We start from the raw sequence: 17183 nt of genomic DNA, 5'->3' as shown, positions 1-17183 counted from the left end.
CGGCCGGAAACCCGCACCACTTCTACTTCTCCACCGCTTCAACACCGCCACCGTCGCTTTCGTTTCGGCGCTGTGTCGTGCAGCGAGGGGCGAACTATAGGGAGGTTTCCCGCACTTGGCAACACCTTTCTCATGACCAACTGATGACGAGACCATGAAGAATGCTCGCCAACCTAGACTGGGACTGGGATTGCAGGTTTAAAACGGCTCAAAAATGACGCTCAGGATACCCAAGCTCAATACTCGGGTATTCCCTAGATCACCCCGTCCGACTCTGTTTATTGATGCTTGAAGGCCGGCGCGCGCTTTTCCACGAAGGCGCGCATGCCCTCTTTCTGGTCTTCCGTGGCGAAAGTCGCGTGGAACAGGCGCCGCTCCAGGTGCACGCCCTCAGTCAGCGAGGTTTCGTAAGCGGCGTTGATCGACTCCTTGATCATCATGACCGTGGGCAGGGAGAAGCCGGCAATGGTCTCGGCAGCCTGGATGGCTTCGTCGAGCAGCTTGTCGGCGGGGATGACGCGCGAGACCAAACCCGCGCGCTCGGCTTCTTCGGCGCCCATCATGCGGGCAGTCAGGCAGAGATCCATGGCTTTGGCCTTGGAGACTGCGCGCGGCAGGCGCTGCGTGCCGCCGGCGCCAGGCATGGTGCCGAGCTTGATTTCGGGCTGACCGAACTTGGCGGTGTCAGCGGCCAGGATGATGTCGCACATCATGGCCAGTTCGCAGCCGCCGCCCAGCGCGTAGCCGGCCACCGCGGCGATCACCGGCTTGCGGATGCGGCGGATGGTTTCCCAGTTGCGGGTGATGTACTCGTTCTTATAGACCGTGGCGAAGTCGTACTCGGCCATGGCGCCGATGTCTGCGCCTGCCGCGAACGCCTTCTCGCTGCCGGTAATGACGATGGCGCCAATGTCGGCATCCGCATCGAAGGCGAGCAGCGCAGCGCCCAACTCATCCATGAGCGCATCATTGAGCGCGTTGAGTGCCTTGGGACGGTTAAGCGTCACAAGACCAACACGACCGCGCGTTTCGACCAGAATGTTTTCGTAGGACATGGAAGCTCCAGTTGGAATGCATGTAATATTAGCCGACCAACCGGTCGGTTAATCAATCAACCTGTGAACCCGCTCAGCAAGATCATGAGTCGGTTCAAGACCGAGGAGGAGACAAGATGACAAGCCCGACCATTCTGCTCGACTGGCACGATCACGTGGCCACCATCACGCTGAACCGGCCCGACCAGCTCAACAGCTTCACGGCCGGCATGCACCAGGAATTGCGCGATGCGCTGGACAAGGTGGAGCGCCAGCACGCGCGGGCGTTGATCCTGACCGGTGCCGGACGCGGCTTCTGCGCGGGGCAGGATCTCGCCGAACTCAGTTTCACGCCGGGGCAGATGACCGATCTGGGCCAACTTATCGACGAGCAGTTCAACCCGCTGGTGCGTCGCCTGCGCGCCCTCCCCCTGCCGGTGATTGCTGCGGTGAACGGCGTGGCGGCCGGTGCGGGCGCCAACCTGGCGCTGGCGTGCGACATCGTGATGGCGGCGGAAAGCGCCTGCTTCTTGCAGGCGTTCGTGAAGATCGGGCTGCTGCCGGATTCGGGCGGTACGTGGTTCCTGCCCCAGCGCATCGGCGTGGCGCGGGCGATGGGGCTGGCGATGCTGGGCGAGAAGCTCGACGCCAAGACCGCACTGTCCTGGGGGCTGATCTGGGGCGTCTATCACGATGCCAAGATCCTGATGACCGAGGTGTCGGCCATGGCCGAACACTTGTCCAAGCAGCCGACGCGGGCGCTGGCCGCCATCAAGCGCGCCATGCATGCGGCGCCTACGCAGTCGCTCGATGCGCAGCTTGATCTGGAACGCGACCTGCAACGCGAGCTGGGCAACTCCCACGACTACGCGGAGGGCGTGAACGCCTTCCTCCATAAGCGCCCCGCGCACTTCACCGGCGAATAAGGGAGCCCAGCGTGACCGAAACTGCCCTCCACGATGCACAGGCACTGGCCGAAGCCGCCTGCAAAAGCATGTTTGACGCTGACGCCTGCACCCGCTGGCTCGGCATGCACGTGGAGGCGGTCGCGCCCGGCTACGCCCGTCTATCCATGGCCGTACGGCCTGAATTCCTCAACGGGCACCGCACGTGTCATGGTGGGCTGATCTTTACGCTGGCCGATTCGGCCTTTGCGTTTGCCTGCAACAGCCACAACCACAACACGGTGGCGGCCGGCTGCAGCGTCGAATTTCTGCGCCCAGCGCATGGCGGCGATGTGCTCACCGCCGAAGCGACCGAGCAGGTCCTGTCCGGCCGGCACGGCGTGTACGACGTGCGCGTGTCCAACCAAACCGGCGAGGTGGTCGCGATGTTCCGCGGCAAGTCTGCGCAGATTCGCGGCCACGTTATTCCTGATCCCAACAGTCCAGAGCCTTAGTTCACCCTCTATATAGAGCCCCCGATTGCGCCAAAAGAGGACGCCGTACAAAGGCGCCCCGAGGAGACCCGCATGCGCCCCCGCTCGACCGACCTGCCGCTCGATCCAATCGAGACTGCCAGCCGTGACGCCATCCAGGCGCTGCAGCTTGAACGCCTGAAGCACAGCCTGGCCCACGCATACGAGAACGTGCCCGCCTACCGGGCCAAGTTCGACGCGGCGGGCGTGCATCCGTCGGATTTGCAGTCGCTGGCCGACCTAGCGAAGTTTCCGTTCACGACCAAGAGCGATCTGCGCGACAACTACCCGTTCGGCATGTTTGCGGTGCCGCAGGATCGCGTTGCGCGCATCCACGCGTCCTCCGGCACGACGGGCAAACCCACCGTGGTGGGCTACACGCTGGGCGACATCGACACGTGGGCTGGGCTGGTGGCGCGTTCGATTCGTGCGGCGGGTGCGCAGCGCGGCGACAAAGTCCACGTGAGCTACGGCTACGGCCTCTTCACTGGCGGCCTGGGTGCGCACTACGGCGTGGAGCGCGCGGGGCTGACGGCCATCCCCTTCGGCGGCGGGCAGACCGAGCGGCAGGTGCAGCTCATCCGCGATTTCCAGCCGCAGATCATCATGGTGACGCCCAGCTACATGCTGGCAATTGCCGATGAGTTTGAGCGGCAAGGCATGGACCCGGCCACGTCGAGCCTGCAGATCGGCATCTTCGGCGCCGAGCCGTGGACGCCGGAAATGCGCGCCGCCATCGAAGCGCGCATGGGGCTCTCAGCGGTGGACATTTATGGTCTGTCGGAGGTGATGGGGCCCGGCGTGGCCAGCGAATGCGCCGAAACCAAGGACGGCCCGACCATCTGGGAAGACCACTTCTACCCGGAGATCATCGACCCGAACACCGGCGAAGTCCTGCCCGACGGCGAATTCGGTGAGCTGGTGTTCACGTCACTGACCAAGGAAGCAATGCCGGTGGTGCGCTACCGCACGCGCGACCTGACGCGCCTGCTGCCCGGCACGGCGCGCCCGGGCTTCCGCCGCATGGAAAAGATCACCGGCCGCTGCGACGACATGATGATCGTGCGCGGCGTGAACGTGTTCCCGTCGCAGATCGAAGAGTTGATCCTGAAGCATGCAGCACTGGCGCCGCACTACCAGTGCGTGCTCGCCAAGGAGGGGCCGCTGGATACGTTGACGGTGCGGATCGAGGCAGCGCTGGGCGCCTCGGCGGACGCTGCCAAATCGGCAAGCAGCCAGTTGGCGCACGACATCAAATCGCTGATCGGCGTGACAGCCACGATCGAGATCCTGGCGGCCGGCGGGATCGAGCGCTCGGTCGGCAAGGCACGCCGCGTGGTGGACTTGCGGCGCGGTTAGTCCCCGCGATTAACGGGTGGCGACGCCGACGCTGCCACCCTTTGGCACCAGCACCCACAGCCGGCCGGCCTGCTTCATCCGCCCGGCCAGATCGCCAGCGGCATCTCCGTGGCCGAAGTAATAGTCGGCGCGCACGGCACCACGGATGGCGGAACCCACGTCCTGCGCAAACACCAGCTTCTGGATCGGCTCGGTCGACAGCGGCTTGGTGGTCGACAGGAACACCGGTGAGCCAAGCGGGATGTACGTCGGGTCTACCGCAATCGAGCGCTCATCCGTCAGCGGCACGCCCAGCTTGCCGATGGGCCCACCCGTGTTGCCGGGGGTTTCCGCAAAGAAGACGTAGCGCGGGTTGATGTTGAGCATTTCTTCGACACGGCCCGGGTTGGCGCGTGTCCACGCTTTGATGCCTTGCATGGTCGCCTGCGCGGGGGTGATTTCCCCGGTGTCGAGCAGCCAGCGCGCGAACGAACGGAACGGCTGATTGTTGGTGCCGCCCACACCCAGGCGCATGATGCCGCCCTCTTCCAGTTGGACCTGGCCCGAGCCCTGGATCTGCAGGAAAGCCGCCTCGACCGGGTCATCCACCCACACCACTTCCTGGCCCTGCAGCGTTGGGCTGTGGATCAACTGCGCGCGCGCGGGCAGCGTCTTGCCCCGCCATGCAGCGGGCATGCGGTGCAGCGGCGTCTGATAGATGCCGTGGCGGGTGCGCGAACCGCGCAGCAGCGGCTCGTAATAGCCGGTGACCAGGCCGCTGTCGGTGCCGTCGTCTTTCACCACGCGATACGGCGTGAAGTTCTCTTCAAAGAAGACGCGCATGGCGATCGGGTCGCCGGCGTCGACCATCAGGCCGGCGGCACACACGCGTGCCCATTCGGTGCGGCGCTTCATGGCCTGGCAATTCGATTGCAGTGCGGGCCAGGCAGAGGCGAGGTCGTCTGTCGTCCAGCCTGCCACGTCAGCCCAATTGGCTTGGTCCAGATGACCGCCGAGGGCGCCGGTAGGCGGCTGTGGCGTTTCGACGCGCGGCGGCGGGCCGCTGGTACACGCTGCGAGCAAGACGGCGACCAGCGCGGCCGCCAGTCCACCCCATCCGCGCCGAGGGGCAGTGCGGGCTGGCGTCAATGCATCCAAGGTTGCTGCTGTCATGCCTGTTTCATCCTGTCCGGCCGTTCGATGGGTGGGGCGGGCTTGGCTACAATGCCCGCACCCACGCTTTTTGCCTCGACCATGAGCGAATTCTTTGAAAACCATCCGATGATGCTGTTCGGCCTGGAGGCCGGCGTGGCGCTGTTCCTGCTGATCTTCATCGTGATCTGGACCATGTCCGGCGCCAAAAAACATCCGCGCCCGCTGCGCGCACCGCCTGAGCATCCGTCGCGCCAGGGCAGTCATGACCGAGGCGCCAAGCCTTCGGAATCGACCGAGGCCGCGCCAAAAGATTCGCAGCCGGCCAAGCCTGACGCTTCCTGATCAGTGCAGCATGCGCGGCATCACCAGCGCAAATTCGGGGATCGGCGCTTCAAAACGGTGACCGTCCTCTGCCACGCAGAAATATTCGCCGCGCATCGTGCCCACGGGCGTCTTGATGGTCGCCCAGCTCGTGTACTCGAAAGACTCGCCCGGCGGCAGCAGGGGCTGGTGGCCAACCACGCCCAGGCCACTGACTTCCTGCGCCTGATCGTCGGCATCCGTAATCACCCAGTGGCGTGAGATCAGTTGGCTCGGCACGTCGCCGGTGTTGCGGATGGTGATGGTGTAGGCAAACGCATAGTTGCCTTGTTCCGGCTCGGATTGCTCCGGCAGATAGCGCGCCCGGACCTGGACGGTGAGTTCGTAGCTCGGCATGACGATCCACTATAAGAATGGCGCCCATTGTGCGGCATGGCCGTGGCAGCGGCAAGGCACGGGCCGGGGCCGTCGATCAGTTGGCTGAACCGGCTAAAATGGCGGCCTTCTTTGCGTTCTTGCGCCTTATTCGCCTCCCATCATGTCTGCCGCCATCGACCCATCCGGTTTCCGCATTGCCCCATCCATCCTGTCCGCCGACTTTGCCCGCCTGGGCGAAGAAGTGCGCCGCGTGCTCGAATCGGGCGCCGACTGGATCCACTTCGATGTGATGGACAACCACTATGTGCCGAACCTGACCGTCGGCCCGCTGGTGTGCGAGGCCATCCGCCCGCATGCGCAGAAGGATGGCAAGCCGGTGCCGATCGACGTGCACCTGATGGTGAGCCCGGTGGACCGCATCATTCCCGACTTCGCCAAGGCCGGCGCCGATCTGATCACCTTCCACCCGGAAGCATCCGAACACATCGACCGCTCGCTGGCGCTGATCCGCGACAACGGCTGCAAAGCTGGCCTGGTGTTCAACCCGGCCACGCCGCTGCACTACCTGGACCACGTGATGGATCGCCTGGACATGGTGCTGATCATGTCGGTCAACCCGGGCTTTGGCGGCCAGTCGTTCATTCCGGAAGCGCTGAACAAGCTGCGCGCCGTGCGCCAGAAGCTGGATGCGTACCAGGAAAAGACAGGCCGCAAGATCCTGCTGGAGATCGACGGCGGCGTGAAGGCCGACAACATCGCTGAAATTGCCAAGGCTGGCGCGGACACCTTCGTCGCCGGTTCGGCCGTCTTCGGCAAGCCGGATGCGGACGGCGGCTACCGCGGCACCGTGGGCGCGCTGCGCCAGGCGCTGGCCAGCCTGGCATGACGATCAGCGCCCTGCCGAGCGGCCCTGTCCGCGCCGTCATCATCGACCTGGACGGGACGATGGTCGACACCGCAGGCGACTTCCACGCCGCCATCAACGCGATGCTGGAAGCGCTCGGCACCACGCCGGACATGTCGATCGACGAAGTCGTCAGCTACGTCGGCAAGGGTTCGGAGAACCTCGTGCGGCGTGTGCTCGACGCGCGCCTGCCGCCCGCGCAAGCCAACAGCCGCTTCGCTGAAGCGCTGGACGCCTATCAGCGCGCCTATATCGCCATCAACGGCCAATATGTGAACGTCTACGACGGCGTGCGCGAGGGGCTGGCGGCGCTTCGCGACATGGGCCTCGCCGTGGCGTGCGTGACGAATAAGCCGCACGATTTCACGCAGCCGCTATTGGCGCAGCTCGGTCTGGACACCTATTTCGACCTCGTCTACCCGGGCGACGCCTTCCCCTACCGCAAGCCCGATCCGTACCCCATGCTGCGGGTGGCGGAGGCATTTGGCGTGAATCCGGCTGAAGTTGTGGCGATTGGCGACTCGGAAAACGACGCCCGCGCAGCACGTGCCGCCGGCATGCGTGTGCTGGCGGTGCCGTATGGCTACAACCACGGCCAGCCTATACAGCACGCCGGGGCCGATGCTATAGTCGACACACTTTTTGCGGCAGCCGAGTTGATCCGGCCTCATGCAGAGCCACACAACGCAGTCTCTGCCGCTTCCAACTGACGATCCATGTTCCTGAATCGCAAACGCACTTTCGCTCGTGGTGACCGGGGGGCCTGGCCCTGGCGACCCTGGCACGCCCTCGCTCGGGCGTAAGCGTTTGCACGGCTGCTGATCGTTCTTCCCCGGTTTCGGCGCACTCTGCCTGAACCACCGCTGTATCTCCCGCCCCAAACGCTGACCGCCCGCCGGTCTTCCGTTGGCCATCCCGTTGGCTTGCGGACGACCCTTGCGGGACCGCACGGCTTTTTGCGTTCCCACCGCTGATGTTCTGCTAACGTTCCGACGGCACAACTGCGTTTGCCGTGGAGCGAGCGCATGCCGATGGGCATACACCTATTCGGCGCACTGACCTGACCGCTCATGACCGAACTCGAATTCAAATCGCTGGCTGACCAGGGCTACAACCGCATTCCGCTGATTGCCGAGGCACTGGCCGACCTGGAGACGCCGCTCTCGCTGTACCTGAAGCTGGCGCAGTCGCACGACCGCGGCACGAACACCTTCCTGCTGGAATCGGTGGTGGGCGGTGAGCGCTTTGGGCGCTATTCCTTCATCGGCCTGCACGCGCACACGCTGCTGCGCGTGAAGGGCAATCACACGGAAGTCGTGACCGACGGCAAGGTCGTCGAGACGCACGAGGGCAACCCCCTGGAGTTCATTGCCGCGTTCGAGCGCCGCCAGAAAGTGGCGCTGCGCCCGGGCCTGCCGCGTTTCTGCGGCGGCCTGGCCGGCTATTTCGGCTACGACGCCGTGCGCTTCATCGAGCCGCGCCTGGCTGAGACCACCCCGCCCGACGATCTGCAACTGCCCGACATCCAGCTGATGCTGTGCGAAGAGCTGGCCGTGATCGACAACCTGTCGGGCAAGCTCTACCTGATCGTCTACGCCGATCCGTCCAAGCCCGAGGCCTACTCGCGCGCCAAGCAGCGCCTGCGCGCGCTGCGCACCAAGCTGCACCAGCCGGTGGATGTGCCGGTGACTTCCGCATCGGTGCGCACCGACACCATCCGCGAGTTCGACAAGGCCGACTACATCACCGCAGTGCTCAAGGCCAAGGAGTACATCGCCGCGGGCGACATGATGCAGGTGCAGGTCGGCCAGCGCCTGGTCAAGCCGTTCCGCGATGCGCCGCTGTCGCTGTACCGTGCGCTGCGTTCGCTGAACCCGTCGCCGTACATGTACTTCTACAACTTCGGCGACATGCAGATCGTCGGGGCGTCGCCGGAAATCCTGGTGCGGCAAGAAGAACGTCGTGTGCCGGCTGTCGAGAATGGCAACGGCGCGGATGAGTCCGCCCGCATCGTGACGATCCGCCCGCTGGCCGGCACCCGCCCGCGCGGCAGCACACCCGAACGCGACGCTGAACTCGCCACCGAGCTGCTCAACGACCCGAAGGAAATCGCCGAGCACGTCATGCTGATCGACTTGGCGCGCAACGACATCGGCCGCATCGCTGAAATTGGCTCGGTCAAGGTGACCGACCAGATGGTCATCGAAAAGTATTCCCACGTGCAGCACATCGTCAGCTCGGTCGAGGGGCGTCTGAAACCCGGCATGACCAACATGGACGTGCTGCGTGCGACCTTCCCCGCCGGCACGCTGTCGGGTGCGCCCAAGGTGCGCGCGATGGAGATCATCGACGAGCTGGAGCCCGTCAAGCGCGGCATCTACGGCGGCGCGGTGGGCTATTTGTCGTTCTCGGGTGAGATGGATCTGGCGATCGCCATCCGCACCGGCATCATCAAGGACGGCAACCTGTACGTGCAGGCCGCCGCCGGTGTCGTCGCCGATTCGGACCCGGATGCCGAATGGAGGGAGACCGAACACAAGGCGCGCGCCGTGCTGCGTGCCGCCGAGCAAGTGCAAGACGGCCTCGACGCCGATTTCTAAGGTTAAGGAGCCCAACATGCTTTTGATGCTCGATAACTACGACTCCTTCACCTACAACATCGTCCAGTATTTCGGCGAGCTGGGTCAGGATGTCCGCACGGTTCGCAATGACGAGATCACGATCGAAGAGATCGAGAAGCTGAACCCGGAACGCATCTGCCTCTCACCGGGCCCGTGCACGCCGACGGAAGCCGGCATCCTGGTCCCGGCGCTCAAGCACTTTGCGGGGCGCGTGCCCATCCTGGGCGTGTGCCTGGGGCATCAGGCGATTGCCGACGCATTCGGCGGCCGCGTGATCCGCGCGCAGAAGGTGATGCACGGCAAGGTCGACACCATTGAAAACACTGGCGTGGGCGTGTTCGCCAACTTGCCGCGCCACTTCAAGGTGACGCGTTATCACTCGCTGGCGATCGAGCGCGAGACGCTGCCCGACTGCCTGGAAGTGACCGCCTGGACGGCAGACGGCGAAATCATGGGCGTGCGCCACAAGACGCTGCCCGTCGAAGGCGTGCAGTTCCACCCGGAATCGATCCTGTCGGAGCACGGCCACGCGCTGCTCGGCAACTTCCTGAAGGAACGCGTCTGATGCGCCGCGCGTGTGCGGTTGCGCTGGTGACGATGACAGTGATGATGGCCAGCCTGCCGGCGATGGCCGGTACGCTGGACGCCTGCCGCGCCGCCCAGGCCAGCAACGTCTCCCAATGCGTGCAGGCCGCACGCAAGGCTGCACAGACCGAGTTGGCCTCCGCGGAATCGGTACGCCGCACCGCCCTGCGCGCCCGCATCGCCGCCAACAACGGCACGGACCGCGGTGCCGCCATGGCCTTCGACCGCACCGTGCGCGCACATCAACTCTATCGGCAGGCCGAATGCGACCTGTCCCGCCGCCTGGCCCGCAACACGCCCGATGCCGACCTGGCAGAAGCCGCGTGCGAGGCCGACCTCTCGCGTGAGCGCATCGGCGCCTTGCGCGAGGCTGCAGCACCGGCAACCCCGGCCGCAGCTCCGGCGCCCAACTGAATACGGAAGAACACCATCATGACCATTTCTCCGCAAGAGGCACTGACCCGCTGCATCGAGCACCGGGAGATCTTCCACGACGAAATGCTGCACCTGATGCGGATGATCATGCGCGGCGAGATGTCGCCCGTCATGGCCGCCGCCATCACCACGGGGCTGCGCGTCAAAAAAGAAACCATCGGCGAAATCGCGGCCGCTGCCACCGTGATGCGCGAATTCGCCACCAAAGTAGAGGTACCGGCCGAGGTGTCGAACCACTTTGTCGACATCGTCGGCACGGGCGGCGACGGTGCGAACACGTTCAACATCTCCACCGCGTCGATGTTCGTGGCGGCCGCGGCCGGTGCGCGCATCGCCAAGCACGGCGGACGCGGCGTCAGCTCCAAATCGGGCAGCGCCGATGTGCTTGAAGCGCTGGGCGTGAACATCATGCTCACGCCCGAGCAGGTGGCTGAATCCATTGAGACGGCGGGCATCGGCTTCATGTTTGCGCCCAACCACCACCCGGCCATGAAGAACGTCGCGCCGATCCGCAAGGAACTGGGCGTGCGCACGATCTTCAACATCCTCGGGCCGCTGACCAACCCGGCCGGTGCGCCGAACATCCTGATGGGCGTGTTCCATCCGGACCTCGTCGGCATCCAGGTGCGCGTGATGCAGCGCCTGGGTGCGAAGCACGCCGTGGTGGTCTACGGCAAGGACGGCATGGACGAGGTGTCGCTCGGTGCCGCCACGCTGGTCGGCGAACTGAAGGATGGCGTGGTGACTGAGTACGAAATCCACCCGGAAGACTATGGCATGCAGATGGTCTCCAACCGCAGCCTGAAGGTGGCCGACGCCGAAGAATCCAAGGCCATGCTGATCGAGGCGCTGGAGAACAAGCCGGGCACGCCGCGCGAGATCGTCTCGCTCAACGCGGGTGCAGCGCTGTACGCGGCCAACATCGCCGGCTCGATTGGCGACGGCATGAAGCTGGCGCGCGAAGCCATCGCTTCCGGCGCGGCGCGCGCCAAGCTCGACGAACTCGTGCGCGTGACCAACAAGTTCAAGGCCTGATATGTCCGACATCCTGCAGAAAATCCTGGCCGTGAAGGCCGAAGAAGTGGCCGCTGCGCGCAAGCACCGTGATCTCGCCAGCGTGCGCGCCGAGGCCGAAGCGAACCGCACCGACAGCACCCTCGGGCCCCGCGGCTTTGCCAAGGCGGTGCGCGACAAGATCGCCGCCGGCCACGCCGCCGTCATCGCCGAGGTGAAGAAGGCGTCGCCGTCCAAGGGCGTGCTGCGCCCGAACTTCAAGCCCGCCGACATCGCCCGCAGCTATGCGGAGCACGGTGCCGCGTGCCTGTCCGTCCTGACCGACGAGCAGTTCTTCCAGGGCCACGCTGATTACCTGCGCGAAGCCCGCGCCGCCTGCACATTGCCGGCGCTGCGCAAGGACTTCATGGTCGACCTGTACCAGGTGTACGAAGCGCGCTCGTGGGGTGCGGACTGCATCCTGCTGATCGTCGCCGCGCTGGATCAGGGGCTGATGGTTGAACTCGAAGCCTGCGCGCTCGAACTCGGCATGGACGTGCTGGTGGAAGTGCACGATGGCCATGAGCTGGACCGCGCGCTGCGCCTGCAAACGCCGCTGGTGGGCGTGAACAACCGCAACCTGCGCACGTTCGAAACGTCGCTTGACACCACAATCAGCCTGCTCAAGCACATGCCGGACGACCGCATCGTCGTGACCGAATCGGGCATCCTCGTGCAGGACGACGTGCGCAAGATGCGCGCCGCAGCCGTCAATGCCTTCCTGGTCGGTGAAGCCTTCATGCGCGCCGACGACCCGGGCGCCGAACTGGCCCGCCTGTTTGCCTGATCGATGGCTCGCGAAATTGAATTGAAGCTGGCCGTGCCGGCCGGCGCGCACGACGCGCTGGTCGGCTGGCTGGATACGCACGCCCAGGCAGTTGGCTCGGTGGAATTGGCGAACGTCTACTACGACACGCCCGACCAGGTACTGGCGCGCAACCGCGCCGCGCTGCGCGTACGTCTGCATGGCAGCCAATGGCTGCAGACGCTCAAAACCGCAGCAGTGAGTACGGCCGGTTTGAGCGCCCGCCACGAATGGGAAGTACCGCTGCAAAGCGATGCGCTGTCGGTTGACGCCTTCGTCGCCCACAACGCCGCCGAAGCTGCGGACTATGTGCGCCCGCACGCCGACCACCTTGCCCCGCTGTTCCGCACCGACTTCAAGCGTCGCCTCTGGCACGTGGCAGCGGACGGCGGCGACATTGAGATTGCGCTGGATGCCGGCGCCATCCTCATCCCCGGCACCGACGCGCGCGAGCCCATCGACGAGTTGGAATTGGAGTGGAAACCGGCCGCCGGCAGCACGCTCAGCGAAGACGCGATTGCCCAGCGCTTGCACGCCTGGACGCAAACACTGCGCGTCGCCGTGCCGAACTTGGCGCCGCTCGACATCAGCAAGGCACAGCGCGGCTATCAATTGCGTGCGAAGGTCACCGGAGGCCAGGCATGAAGCGTCGCGCCGATCCTGCTCAAAGCGCCCTCTTCGACGAGCCTGCCGCAGAAACACCCGCAGGTGAGTTCATCCCGCTTGCCAAGCAGTTCGATGCATTGCCCGCGGACTGGAAAACCCTCCTCACGCCCTGCATCGCACAGACCAATTGGTATGAGCTGTGTGCGTTCGTCGATGGCGAACGCGCGGCAGGCAAGCCGATCTTCCCGACCGACGTGTTTCGTGCGCTGCACCTGACGTCGGTGGACGATGTGCGCGTCGTCATCCTCGGCCAGGACCCGTATCACGGCACGGGCACCGTGGATGGCCACGAGATTCCGCAAGCCCACGGGCTGGCGTTCTCGGTGCCGGCGGGTGTGCGTGTGCCGCCAAGCCTGCGCAATATCTACAAGGAAATCGAAGCCGAGTTCGGCCAGAAGGTGCCGAGCGCGTCAGGCAATCTGGAGGGCTGGTCACAGCAAGGCGTGCTGTTGCTCAACACCGTGTTGACGGTTGAGCAAGGCCAGGCAGCCAGCCACGCCAAACGCGGCTGGGAGCGCATCACCGATGGCCTGCTGGCGCATCTGGCACGCATCGGCCACAAGCGTGTGTTCATGCTGTGGGGCAGTCATGCGCAAGCCAAGCGCGCGCTGCTACCGGAGGGGCATCTGGTGCTGGAGGCGCCGCACCCATCGCCGTTGTCAGCGCATCGCGGGTTTTTGGGATGCGGGCATTTCAAGACGGCCAATGAGTGGCTGGCGGCGCAGAGCCAACCGACGATTGATTGGTTGAAGCCGCAAGCGGGTTAACGGTGTAAGTCTCAAACCTTGCCACTACCCAATCAGCATTGCCTATCTAGGTAGGCTGCGCTTGCGCATCATCTTTGGCTTGTCTACCAACGACCAGCGGATGCTCGCCGACTACCTGCTTCCCAAATTAGCGACGACACAAATGAGATAGAGTGGGCGCTCCTTGGATACCTTCAGCGGGTAATTTGCGAAAGAATGATCCTTCTTTATAGGGGCAGGTGCTTTCCGCAGGCGGATGCAGTTGATAGCTGATCGATATGTCAACCAGACGAGCTTGAGTCACAGTCTACTTCAGGAACACATCGCATTCCCCAACCACTACGAACCACTACGAACCACTACGATTTCATGAAGTCAATAATCCGATTTGCATAAAAAACCAATAACCTAGATAGCAGATGACAAGATAATTGACCTCATGCCTCCCACCAGTTCGCATAATTTGTGTAAATTACAGAACATACTGCCGACCACTCTTCGCAGTATGCCATGCGATTCACAATAGCTCGATAAAACAGCCAGCCTGCGGGAGATCATGAGAACATTTATGCTGATTTTTGCGGTAGTCGCTACACTGAGTGCGTGCGGCAAATCTGAGAAGACAACCGCCGCTTCCCCAAGCGCTCAACCAGATGTCGTAGCATCGCCTGCGCCGCAGCCTAATCCCTCGCCGATTGCAAATACTACCGCCAACACATCGCCAGTCGATGTTTGGGCTGACCTTAGCCCTGACACATTTCGAGCGCAATACGACGAACTCACGAAGGCTGACGGTGGTGACACTATAAAGCGGATGAGTAAAACGAAGGACGGAATCGCCGTGACGCTTAATGACACGCGATTCCAGCATGGAATAGCCGAGCTGAAGAAGCTGAATTTGGCTAATGGAAAATTCCAAAGCAAGCTTTCCCTCGTTCTCTCCACCAATAGTTCGGGCAATGTGACGAAGATTGCCATCATGGGTGATCGATCGGACCCCATCAACCTTATGCGGTTCATCGGCGCAGTGGGCGTAGTCAATACCATGCTGAACCGTGACCAGGACGAGAAAGCCAACACCGATTTCCTGGCGACCCTTAGCCTGATGAGAGGTGATGATGATCCGACTATCGGGAAACTGGTTTCTTCATTTAATCGTGGCGGTGCATTTCAGTGCTTGTCGATGCCATCCGATCAAACGACTGTTGTTGGTTGTGCCGTAGAGGCGCGATCATAGCCATGGGCTAACCTTCACGTCACCAAAGGCGCTCCACACAATTCAAGTCCGAGCGCGTTTGAACACTCAGTTGTTGAGTTGCCCGCGCCCCCACGGGATAAGGCGTGGGCACGCCTACCTAATCGATAGGCACATGCGGTCGCATCTTGCTACGCCAACGCTGCTCTGCATAATACGCATCGGCCCCTTTTCGGGCTGAATATCGTAGGTGCGGCAGCTGTGTGTTGCAAAGCAGAGAGATTCAATTCGAGGCCGCAGCCAAGCTGAAGACTCAATCCCCCGACACCCGCAGCGCCCGCCCCAACGCCCCACACCGCAGCGCAATCTTCGCGGTATCCGCCCGCAGCGCCTGCAGGCGCCGCTCCAGCAGGTGCATCGCCGACAGCGAATCCGACTCCGTCGCCGCATCGACCATGCGCGAGCGCGCAGCCTGATCAGCGAAATCGGCGGCGCCCAGTTCCTGCGTGTCACGCGGGCGCACACCCCAGCCGCCTTCATGCACCGCCTGATCGAAGCGCTCCTTGGCGCGCGTCAGACTTTCCAGCGCGGATTCAACCGTCTGCTCAACCAGGGCGCGCGTGTCGGCCTCGTCCAGCTCCTGCGTGCGCTGGCGCACCAGGATGCGCACGGCGGCCACATGCGCGGCCACCAGGTAGTTCTGCACGATGAAGCGGTTGAGGTTATCCACAGCGCGGTGGCGGCTCTTGGGCTCGTCGAGCATGCGTGCGAAGGCGGAGATCAACCCGGTGAGCGACTCCATGTACTGCTTGCGCTGCACGCGGTAGGCGAAATCATCCTTGAGCGTGCCGAGCAACAGATCACGCGCGGCCTCGATAAAGCGCCGGTTGGTGCGCAGCACGTCATCCACCAGCTTGGGCAGGTTGCGGTATTCCCAGGCGGGCAGCACGTAGCTGAAGGCGGTGGCGATGGCCGCGCCGATCAGCGTGTCGACCAGCCGCTCACCGATGGCGCCCTTGCTGCCCGGCAGTAGCAGGTTGATCTGGATGAGCACCTGCACGCACGCAGCGATGGCCGTATAGCGGTATTTGATGGTGACAAATGCGGCGCTGGCGGCAGTGGACAGGTACAGCACGCCCATCAGGATCCACGTCGAGTGCGTGAACCGCAGGATCACCGCTGCAATCACGCAACCGATCAGCGTGCCGAGCACCCGGTCGAAGTTGCGCTGGCGCGTCATGCTGAAGGTCGGCTTGAGGATCACGACGATGGTCAGCAAGACCCAGTAGCCGTGCGACGTGTACGGCAGATGGTCGGCAATCCACAACCCCGCGGCAACCGCCATCGAGATGCGCAGCGCAAAGCGCAGCACCGGCGAGCGCCACGTCAGCTCTTCCAGCACCAGCCGCAGCTCGTACTTCTGGCGCGTCAGGAACGGCGTCATGTCCGGGCGCAGCAGCACCTTGGACAGCTCAACCGGCGTGGCCGTGGCCGCGTGCAGTTGCGCCATCAGGCGGATGGCACCACGCACGGTGGCAATCGATTCCTCTAACGCGGCAATGGCCTCGATTGGAATCCCGTGGTGACCGTGCTGCACCTCCTCAAACGCCGCATCGATGGCGGCCATCTCCTGCTCGTACGACATCGGCGTGGGCGACGGACGGTCGCGGCCCACGGCATAGGCAACGCCTTCGATGTCCTGGCGCAGGCGTTCGATGATCCCGTGCAGCAGGCGCAGGATTTCGGCATCGGCCAGCCATTGGCGCAGGAGCGGGTAGTCAGTGTTGGACGACAGCAGGTACTCGTAGATGTCGAGCATCCGCATGTGGATCTGCACGAGGCGTCCGTCGCTGGCCGTGCGGTTGTCGCGAAAGACGAAGTCGCGCGCCACCTGCTGCTTGTCGGCCACCGAGATCTGCTGGCGCACCAGCGCGTTGAACTGATCGTCGAAATCCTGCGACGCGTCGTAAAAGCCGGCCTTGCGCTCCACATAGACGGCCAGCTCGTACAGGCACTCGGCCAGCACCTGCTCTTTGATGCGGCGGCGCTGGCCCCACGCCACCGCCATCGCAAAAGCCATGTAGCCCATGGCGCCGAGGAAGAACTGCGCGGTGTGCTCCACCGCCTCGCGGAAGGCGAATTCCTCAGTAAAGGTGAGCGTCATGACGAACAGCGCCGCGAACTGCAGCGGCATCGTCTTGTTGCCGTACGCCACCATCATCCCGGCCAGGAAGGTGACCAGCACGATCACCACCGGCAGAACCGCATAGGGTGTCGCCACCGCCACGATAAAGGTGACGGCGGTGGTCAGCAGCACGCACGCCATCATCTCGTTGAACTTGTGCCGCAGCGGGCTGGGCAAGTCCATCAGGCTGGTGCACAGCGCACCGATCGACACCACCATCGCGCCCTGCAGCTCCATCACCGAGAGCGCGAGCAGCGTCAGGCCAATCACGCCGGTGGCGGTGCGGATGCCGCGCGATACGTAGTGGCTGTAGAGGAAGGTGCGTGGATCGTGGGCGTAGTCCAT

Annotated in this window: 18 protein-coding genes; 14 read left to right on the top strand and 4 right to left on the bottom strand. The window is 63.9% G+C overall.

All coding sequences use genetic code 11. From position 1 onward, the window contains the following. Positions 1–278: 278 nt before the first annotated feature. Positions 279–1055, bottom strand: a complete 777-nt coding sequence (locus tag PI87_RS16920; RefSeq protein ID WP_039598873.1) for an enoyl-CoA hydratase — start codon at positions 1053–1055, stop codon at positions 279–281. Between the two features lie 116 nt (positions 1056–1171). Here PI87_RS16920 and paaG point away from each other — a divergent pair, with 116 nt between their 5' ends. The 3 genes from paaG (at position 1172) to paaK (ending at position 3810) form a co-directional block, all read left to right on the top strand. Then, positions 1172–1960 carry a 2-(1,2-epoxy-1,2-dihydrophenyl)acetyl-CoA isomerase PaaG gene (paaG, locus tag PI87_RS16915; RefSeq protein ID WP_039598872.1) on the top strand — a complete coding sequence of 263 codons (789 nt, stop codon included), beginning with the start codon at positions 1172–1174 and terminating at the stop codon, positions 1958–1960. 11 nt (positions 1961–1971) lie between these two features. Then, positions 1972–2433 carry a hydroxyphenylacetyl-CoA thioesterase PaaI gene (gene paaI / locus PI87_RS16910; protein ID WP_039598871.1) on the top strand — a complete coding sequence of 154 codons (462 nt, stop codon included), beginning with the start codon at positions 1972–1974 and terminating at the stop codon, positions 2431–2433. Between the two features lie 72 nt (positions 2434–2505). Then, the gene (gene paaK / locus PI87_RS16905; RefSeq protein WP_039598870.1) at positions 2506–3810 is read left to right on the top strand and encodes a phenylacetate--CoA ligase PaaK; all 1305 of its coding nucleotides are present in this window, start codon (positions 2506–2508) and stop codon (positions 3808–3810) included. Positions 3811–3819: 9 nt separating this feature from the next. Here the strand turns inward: paaK and mltA are convergent, their stop codons facing one another. Next, entirely contained in the window at positions 3820–4962 is a 1143-nt protein-coding gene (gene mltA, locus PI87_RS16900; protein WP_039598869.1) for a murein transglycosylase A, read from the bottom strand. An 81-nt stretch (positions 4963–5043) separates the two neighbouring features. Here mltA and PI87_RS16895 point away from each other — a divergent pair, with 81 nt between their 5' ends. After that, positions 5044–5286, top strand: a complete 243-nt coding sequence (locus tag PI87_RS16895; RefSeq protein WP_039598894.1) for a hypothetical protein — start codon at positions 5044–5046, stop codon at positions 5284–5286. Here the strand turns inward: PI87_RS16895 and apaG are convergent, their stop codons facing one another. Further along, positions 5287–5661, bottom strand: a complete 375-nt coding sequence (apaG, locus tag PI87_RS16890) for a Co2+/Mg2+ efflux protein ApaG (RefSeq protein WP_039598868.1) — start codon at positions 5659–5661, stop codon at positions 5287–5289. Positions 5662–5803: 142 nt separating this feature from the next. Between apaG and rpe the strand changes: the two genes are divergently transcribed. The 10 genes from rpe to PI87_RS16840 all read left to right on the top strand — a co-directional run bounded on the left by rpe (position 5804) and on the right by PI87_RS16840 (position 14695). Next, a complete protein-coding gene (gene rpe / locus PI87_RS16885) occupies positions 5804–6529 on the top strand; it encodes a ribulose-phosphate 3-epimerase (RefSeq protein WP_039598867.1) in 726 nt (241 codons plus the stop codon). Beyond that, positions 6526–7257 (top strand): phosphoglycolate phosphatase, encoded by a 732-nt coding sequence (locus PI87_RS16880; RefSeq protein ID WP_039598866.1) that lies wholly within the window; start codon positions 6526–6528, stop codon positions 7255–7257. The genes rpe and PI87_RS16880 overlap by 4 nt, the downstream gene beginning before the upstream one ends. Positions 7258–7617: 360 nt before the next feature. Beyond that, positions 7618–9147, top strand: a complete 1530-nt coding sequence (trpE, locus tag PI87_RS16875) for an anthranilate synthase component I (protein ID WP_039598865.1) — start codon at positions 7618–7620, stop codon at positions 9145–9147. 16 nt (positions 9148–9163) lie between these two features. Further along, on the top strand, positions 9164–9733 hold the full coding sequence (locus PI87_RS16870; protein ID WP_039598864.1) for an aminodeoxychorismate/anthranilate synthase component II: 570 nt from the start codon (positions 9164–9166) through the stop codon (positions 9731–9733). Continuing rightward, positions 9730–10167, top strand: coding sequence for a lysozyme inhibitor LprI family protein (locus PI87_RS29125; protein WP_442965496.1), 438 nt, complete (start codon positions 9730–9732; stop codon positions 10165–10167). The genes PI87_RS16870 and PI87_RS29125 overlap by 4 nt, the downstream gene beginning before the upstream one ends. An 18-nt stretch (positions 10168–10185) precedes the next feature. Beyond that, positions 10186–11223, top strand: coding sequence for an anthranilate phosphoribosyltransferase (gene trpD, locus PI87_RS16860; protein WP_039598862.1), 1038 nt, complete (start codon positions 10186–10188; stop codon positions 11221–11223). A 1-nt stretch (position 11224) separates the two neighbouring features. Then, positions 11225–12028, top strand: a complete 804-nt coding sequence (gene trpC / locus PI87_RS16855) for an indole-3-glycerol phosphate synthase TrpC (RefSeq protein WP_039598861.1) — start codon at positions 11225–11227, stop codon at positions 12026–12028. A gap of 3 nt (positions 12029–12031) precedes the next feature. Continuing rightward, the gene (locus PI87_RS16850) at positions 12032–12691 is read left to right on the top strand and encodes a CYTH domain-containing protein (RefSeq protein ID WP_039598860.1); all 660 of its coding nucleotides are present in this window, start codon (positions 12032–12034) and stop codon (positions 12689–12691) included. Then, positions 12688–13479, top strand: coding sequence for a uracil-DNA glycosylase (locus PI87_RS16845; protein WP_039598859.1), 792 nt, complete (start codon positions 12688–12690; stop codon positions 13477–13479). Before PI87_RS16850 ends, PI87_RS16845 begins: the two co-directional genes overlap by 4 nt. Before the next feature lie 547 nt (positions 13480–14026). Beyond that, positions 14027–14695, top strand: coding sequence for a hypothetical protein (locus PI87_RS16840; protein WP_039598858.1), 669 nt, complete (start codon positions 14027–14029; stop codon positions 14693–14695). A 271-nt stretch (positions 14696–14966) separates the two neighbouring features. Here the strand turns inward: PI87_RS16840 and PI87_RS16835 are convergent, their stop codons facing one another. After that, positions 14967–17183 (bottom strand): FUSC family protein, encoded by a 2217-nt coding sequence (locus PI87_RS16835; protein WP_039598857.1) that lies wholly within the window; start codon positions 17181–17183, stop codon positions 14967–14969.

The organism is Ralstonia sp. A12, assembly GCF_000801955.1.
In the GTDB taxonomy this organism is placed as follows: domain Bacteria; phylum Pseudomonadota; class Gammaproteobacteria; order Burkholderiales; family Burkholderiaceae; genus Ralstonia.
Note: the sequence above shows the minus strand (reverse complement) of the source record. Positions and strands in the feature narration are given on the sequence as shown.

Bases quoted from the DNA above. Each gene is read 5' to 3' on its own strand.
- PI87_RS16920 (WP_039598873.1), bottom strand. From the start codon at position 1,055: ATGTCCTACGAAAACATTCTGGTCGAAACGCGCGGTCGTGTTGGTCTT.
- paaG (WP_039598872.1), top strand. From the start codon at position 1,172: ATGACAAGCCCGACCATTCTGCTCGACTGGCACGATCACGTGGCCACC.
- paaK (WP_039598870.1), top strand. From the start codon at position 2,506: ATGCGCCCCCGCTCGACCGACCTGCCGCTCGATCCAATCGAGACTGCC.
- mltA (WP_039598869.1), bottom strand. From the start codon at position 4,962: ATGACAGCAGCAACCTTGGATGCATTGACGCCAGCCCGCACTGCCCCT.
- PI87_RS16895 (WP_039598894.1), top strand. From the start codon at position 5,044: ATGAGCGAATTCTTTGAAAACCATCCGATGATGCTGTTCGGCCTGGAG.
- apaG (WP_039598868.1), bottom strand. From the start codon at position 5,661: ATGCCGAGCTACGAACTCACCGTCCAGGTCCGGGCGCGCTATCTGCCG.
- rpe (WP_039598867.1), top strand. From the start codon at position 5,804: ATGTCTGCCGCCATCGACCCATCCGGTTTCCGCATTGCCCCATCCATC.
- PI87_RS16880 (WP_039598866.1), top strand. From the start codon at position 6,526: ATGACGATCAGCGCCCTGCCGAGCGGCCCTGTCCGCGCCGTCATCATC.
- trpE (WP_039598865.1), top strand. From the start codon at position 7,618: ATGACCGAACTCGAATTCAAATCGCTGGCTGACCAGGGCTACAACCGC.
- PI87_RS16870 (WP_039598864.1), top strand. From the start codon at position 9,164: ATGCTTTTGATGCTCGATAACTACGACTCCTTCACCTACAACATCGTC.
- trpD (WP_039598862.1), top strand. From the start codon at position 10,186: ATGACCATTTCTCCGCAAGAGGCACTGACCCGCTGCATCGAGCACCGG.
- trpC (WP_039598861.1), top strand. From the start codon at position 11,225: ATGTCCGACATCCTGCAGAAAATCCTGGCCGTGAAGGCCGAAGAAGTG.
- PI87_RS16850 (WP_039598860.1), top strand. From the start codon at position 12,032: ATGGCTCGCGAAATTGAATTGAAGCTGGCCGTGCCGGCCGGCGCGCAC.
- PI87_RS16845 (WP_039598859.1), top strand. From the start codon at position 12,688: ATGAAGCGTCGCGCCGATCCTGCTCAAAGCGCCCTCTTCGACGAGCCT.
- PI87_RS16840 (WP_039598858.1), top strand. From the start codon at position 14,027: ATGCTGATTTTTGCGGTAGTCGCTACACTGAGTGCGTGCGGCAAATCT.
- PI87_RS16835 (WP_039598857.1), bottom strand. From the start codon at position 17,183: ATGGACTACGCCCACGATCCACGCACCTTCCTCTACAGCCACTACGTA.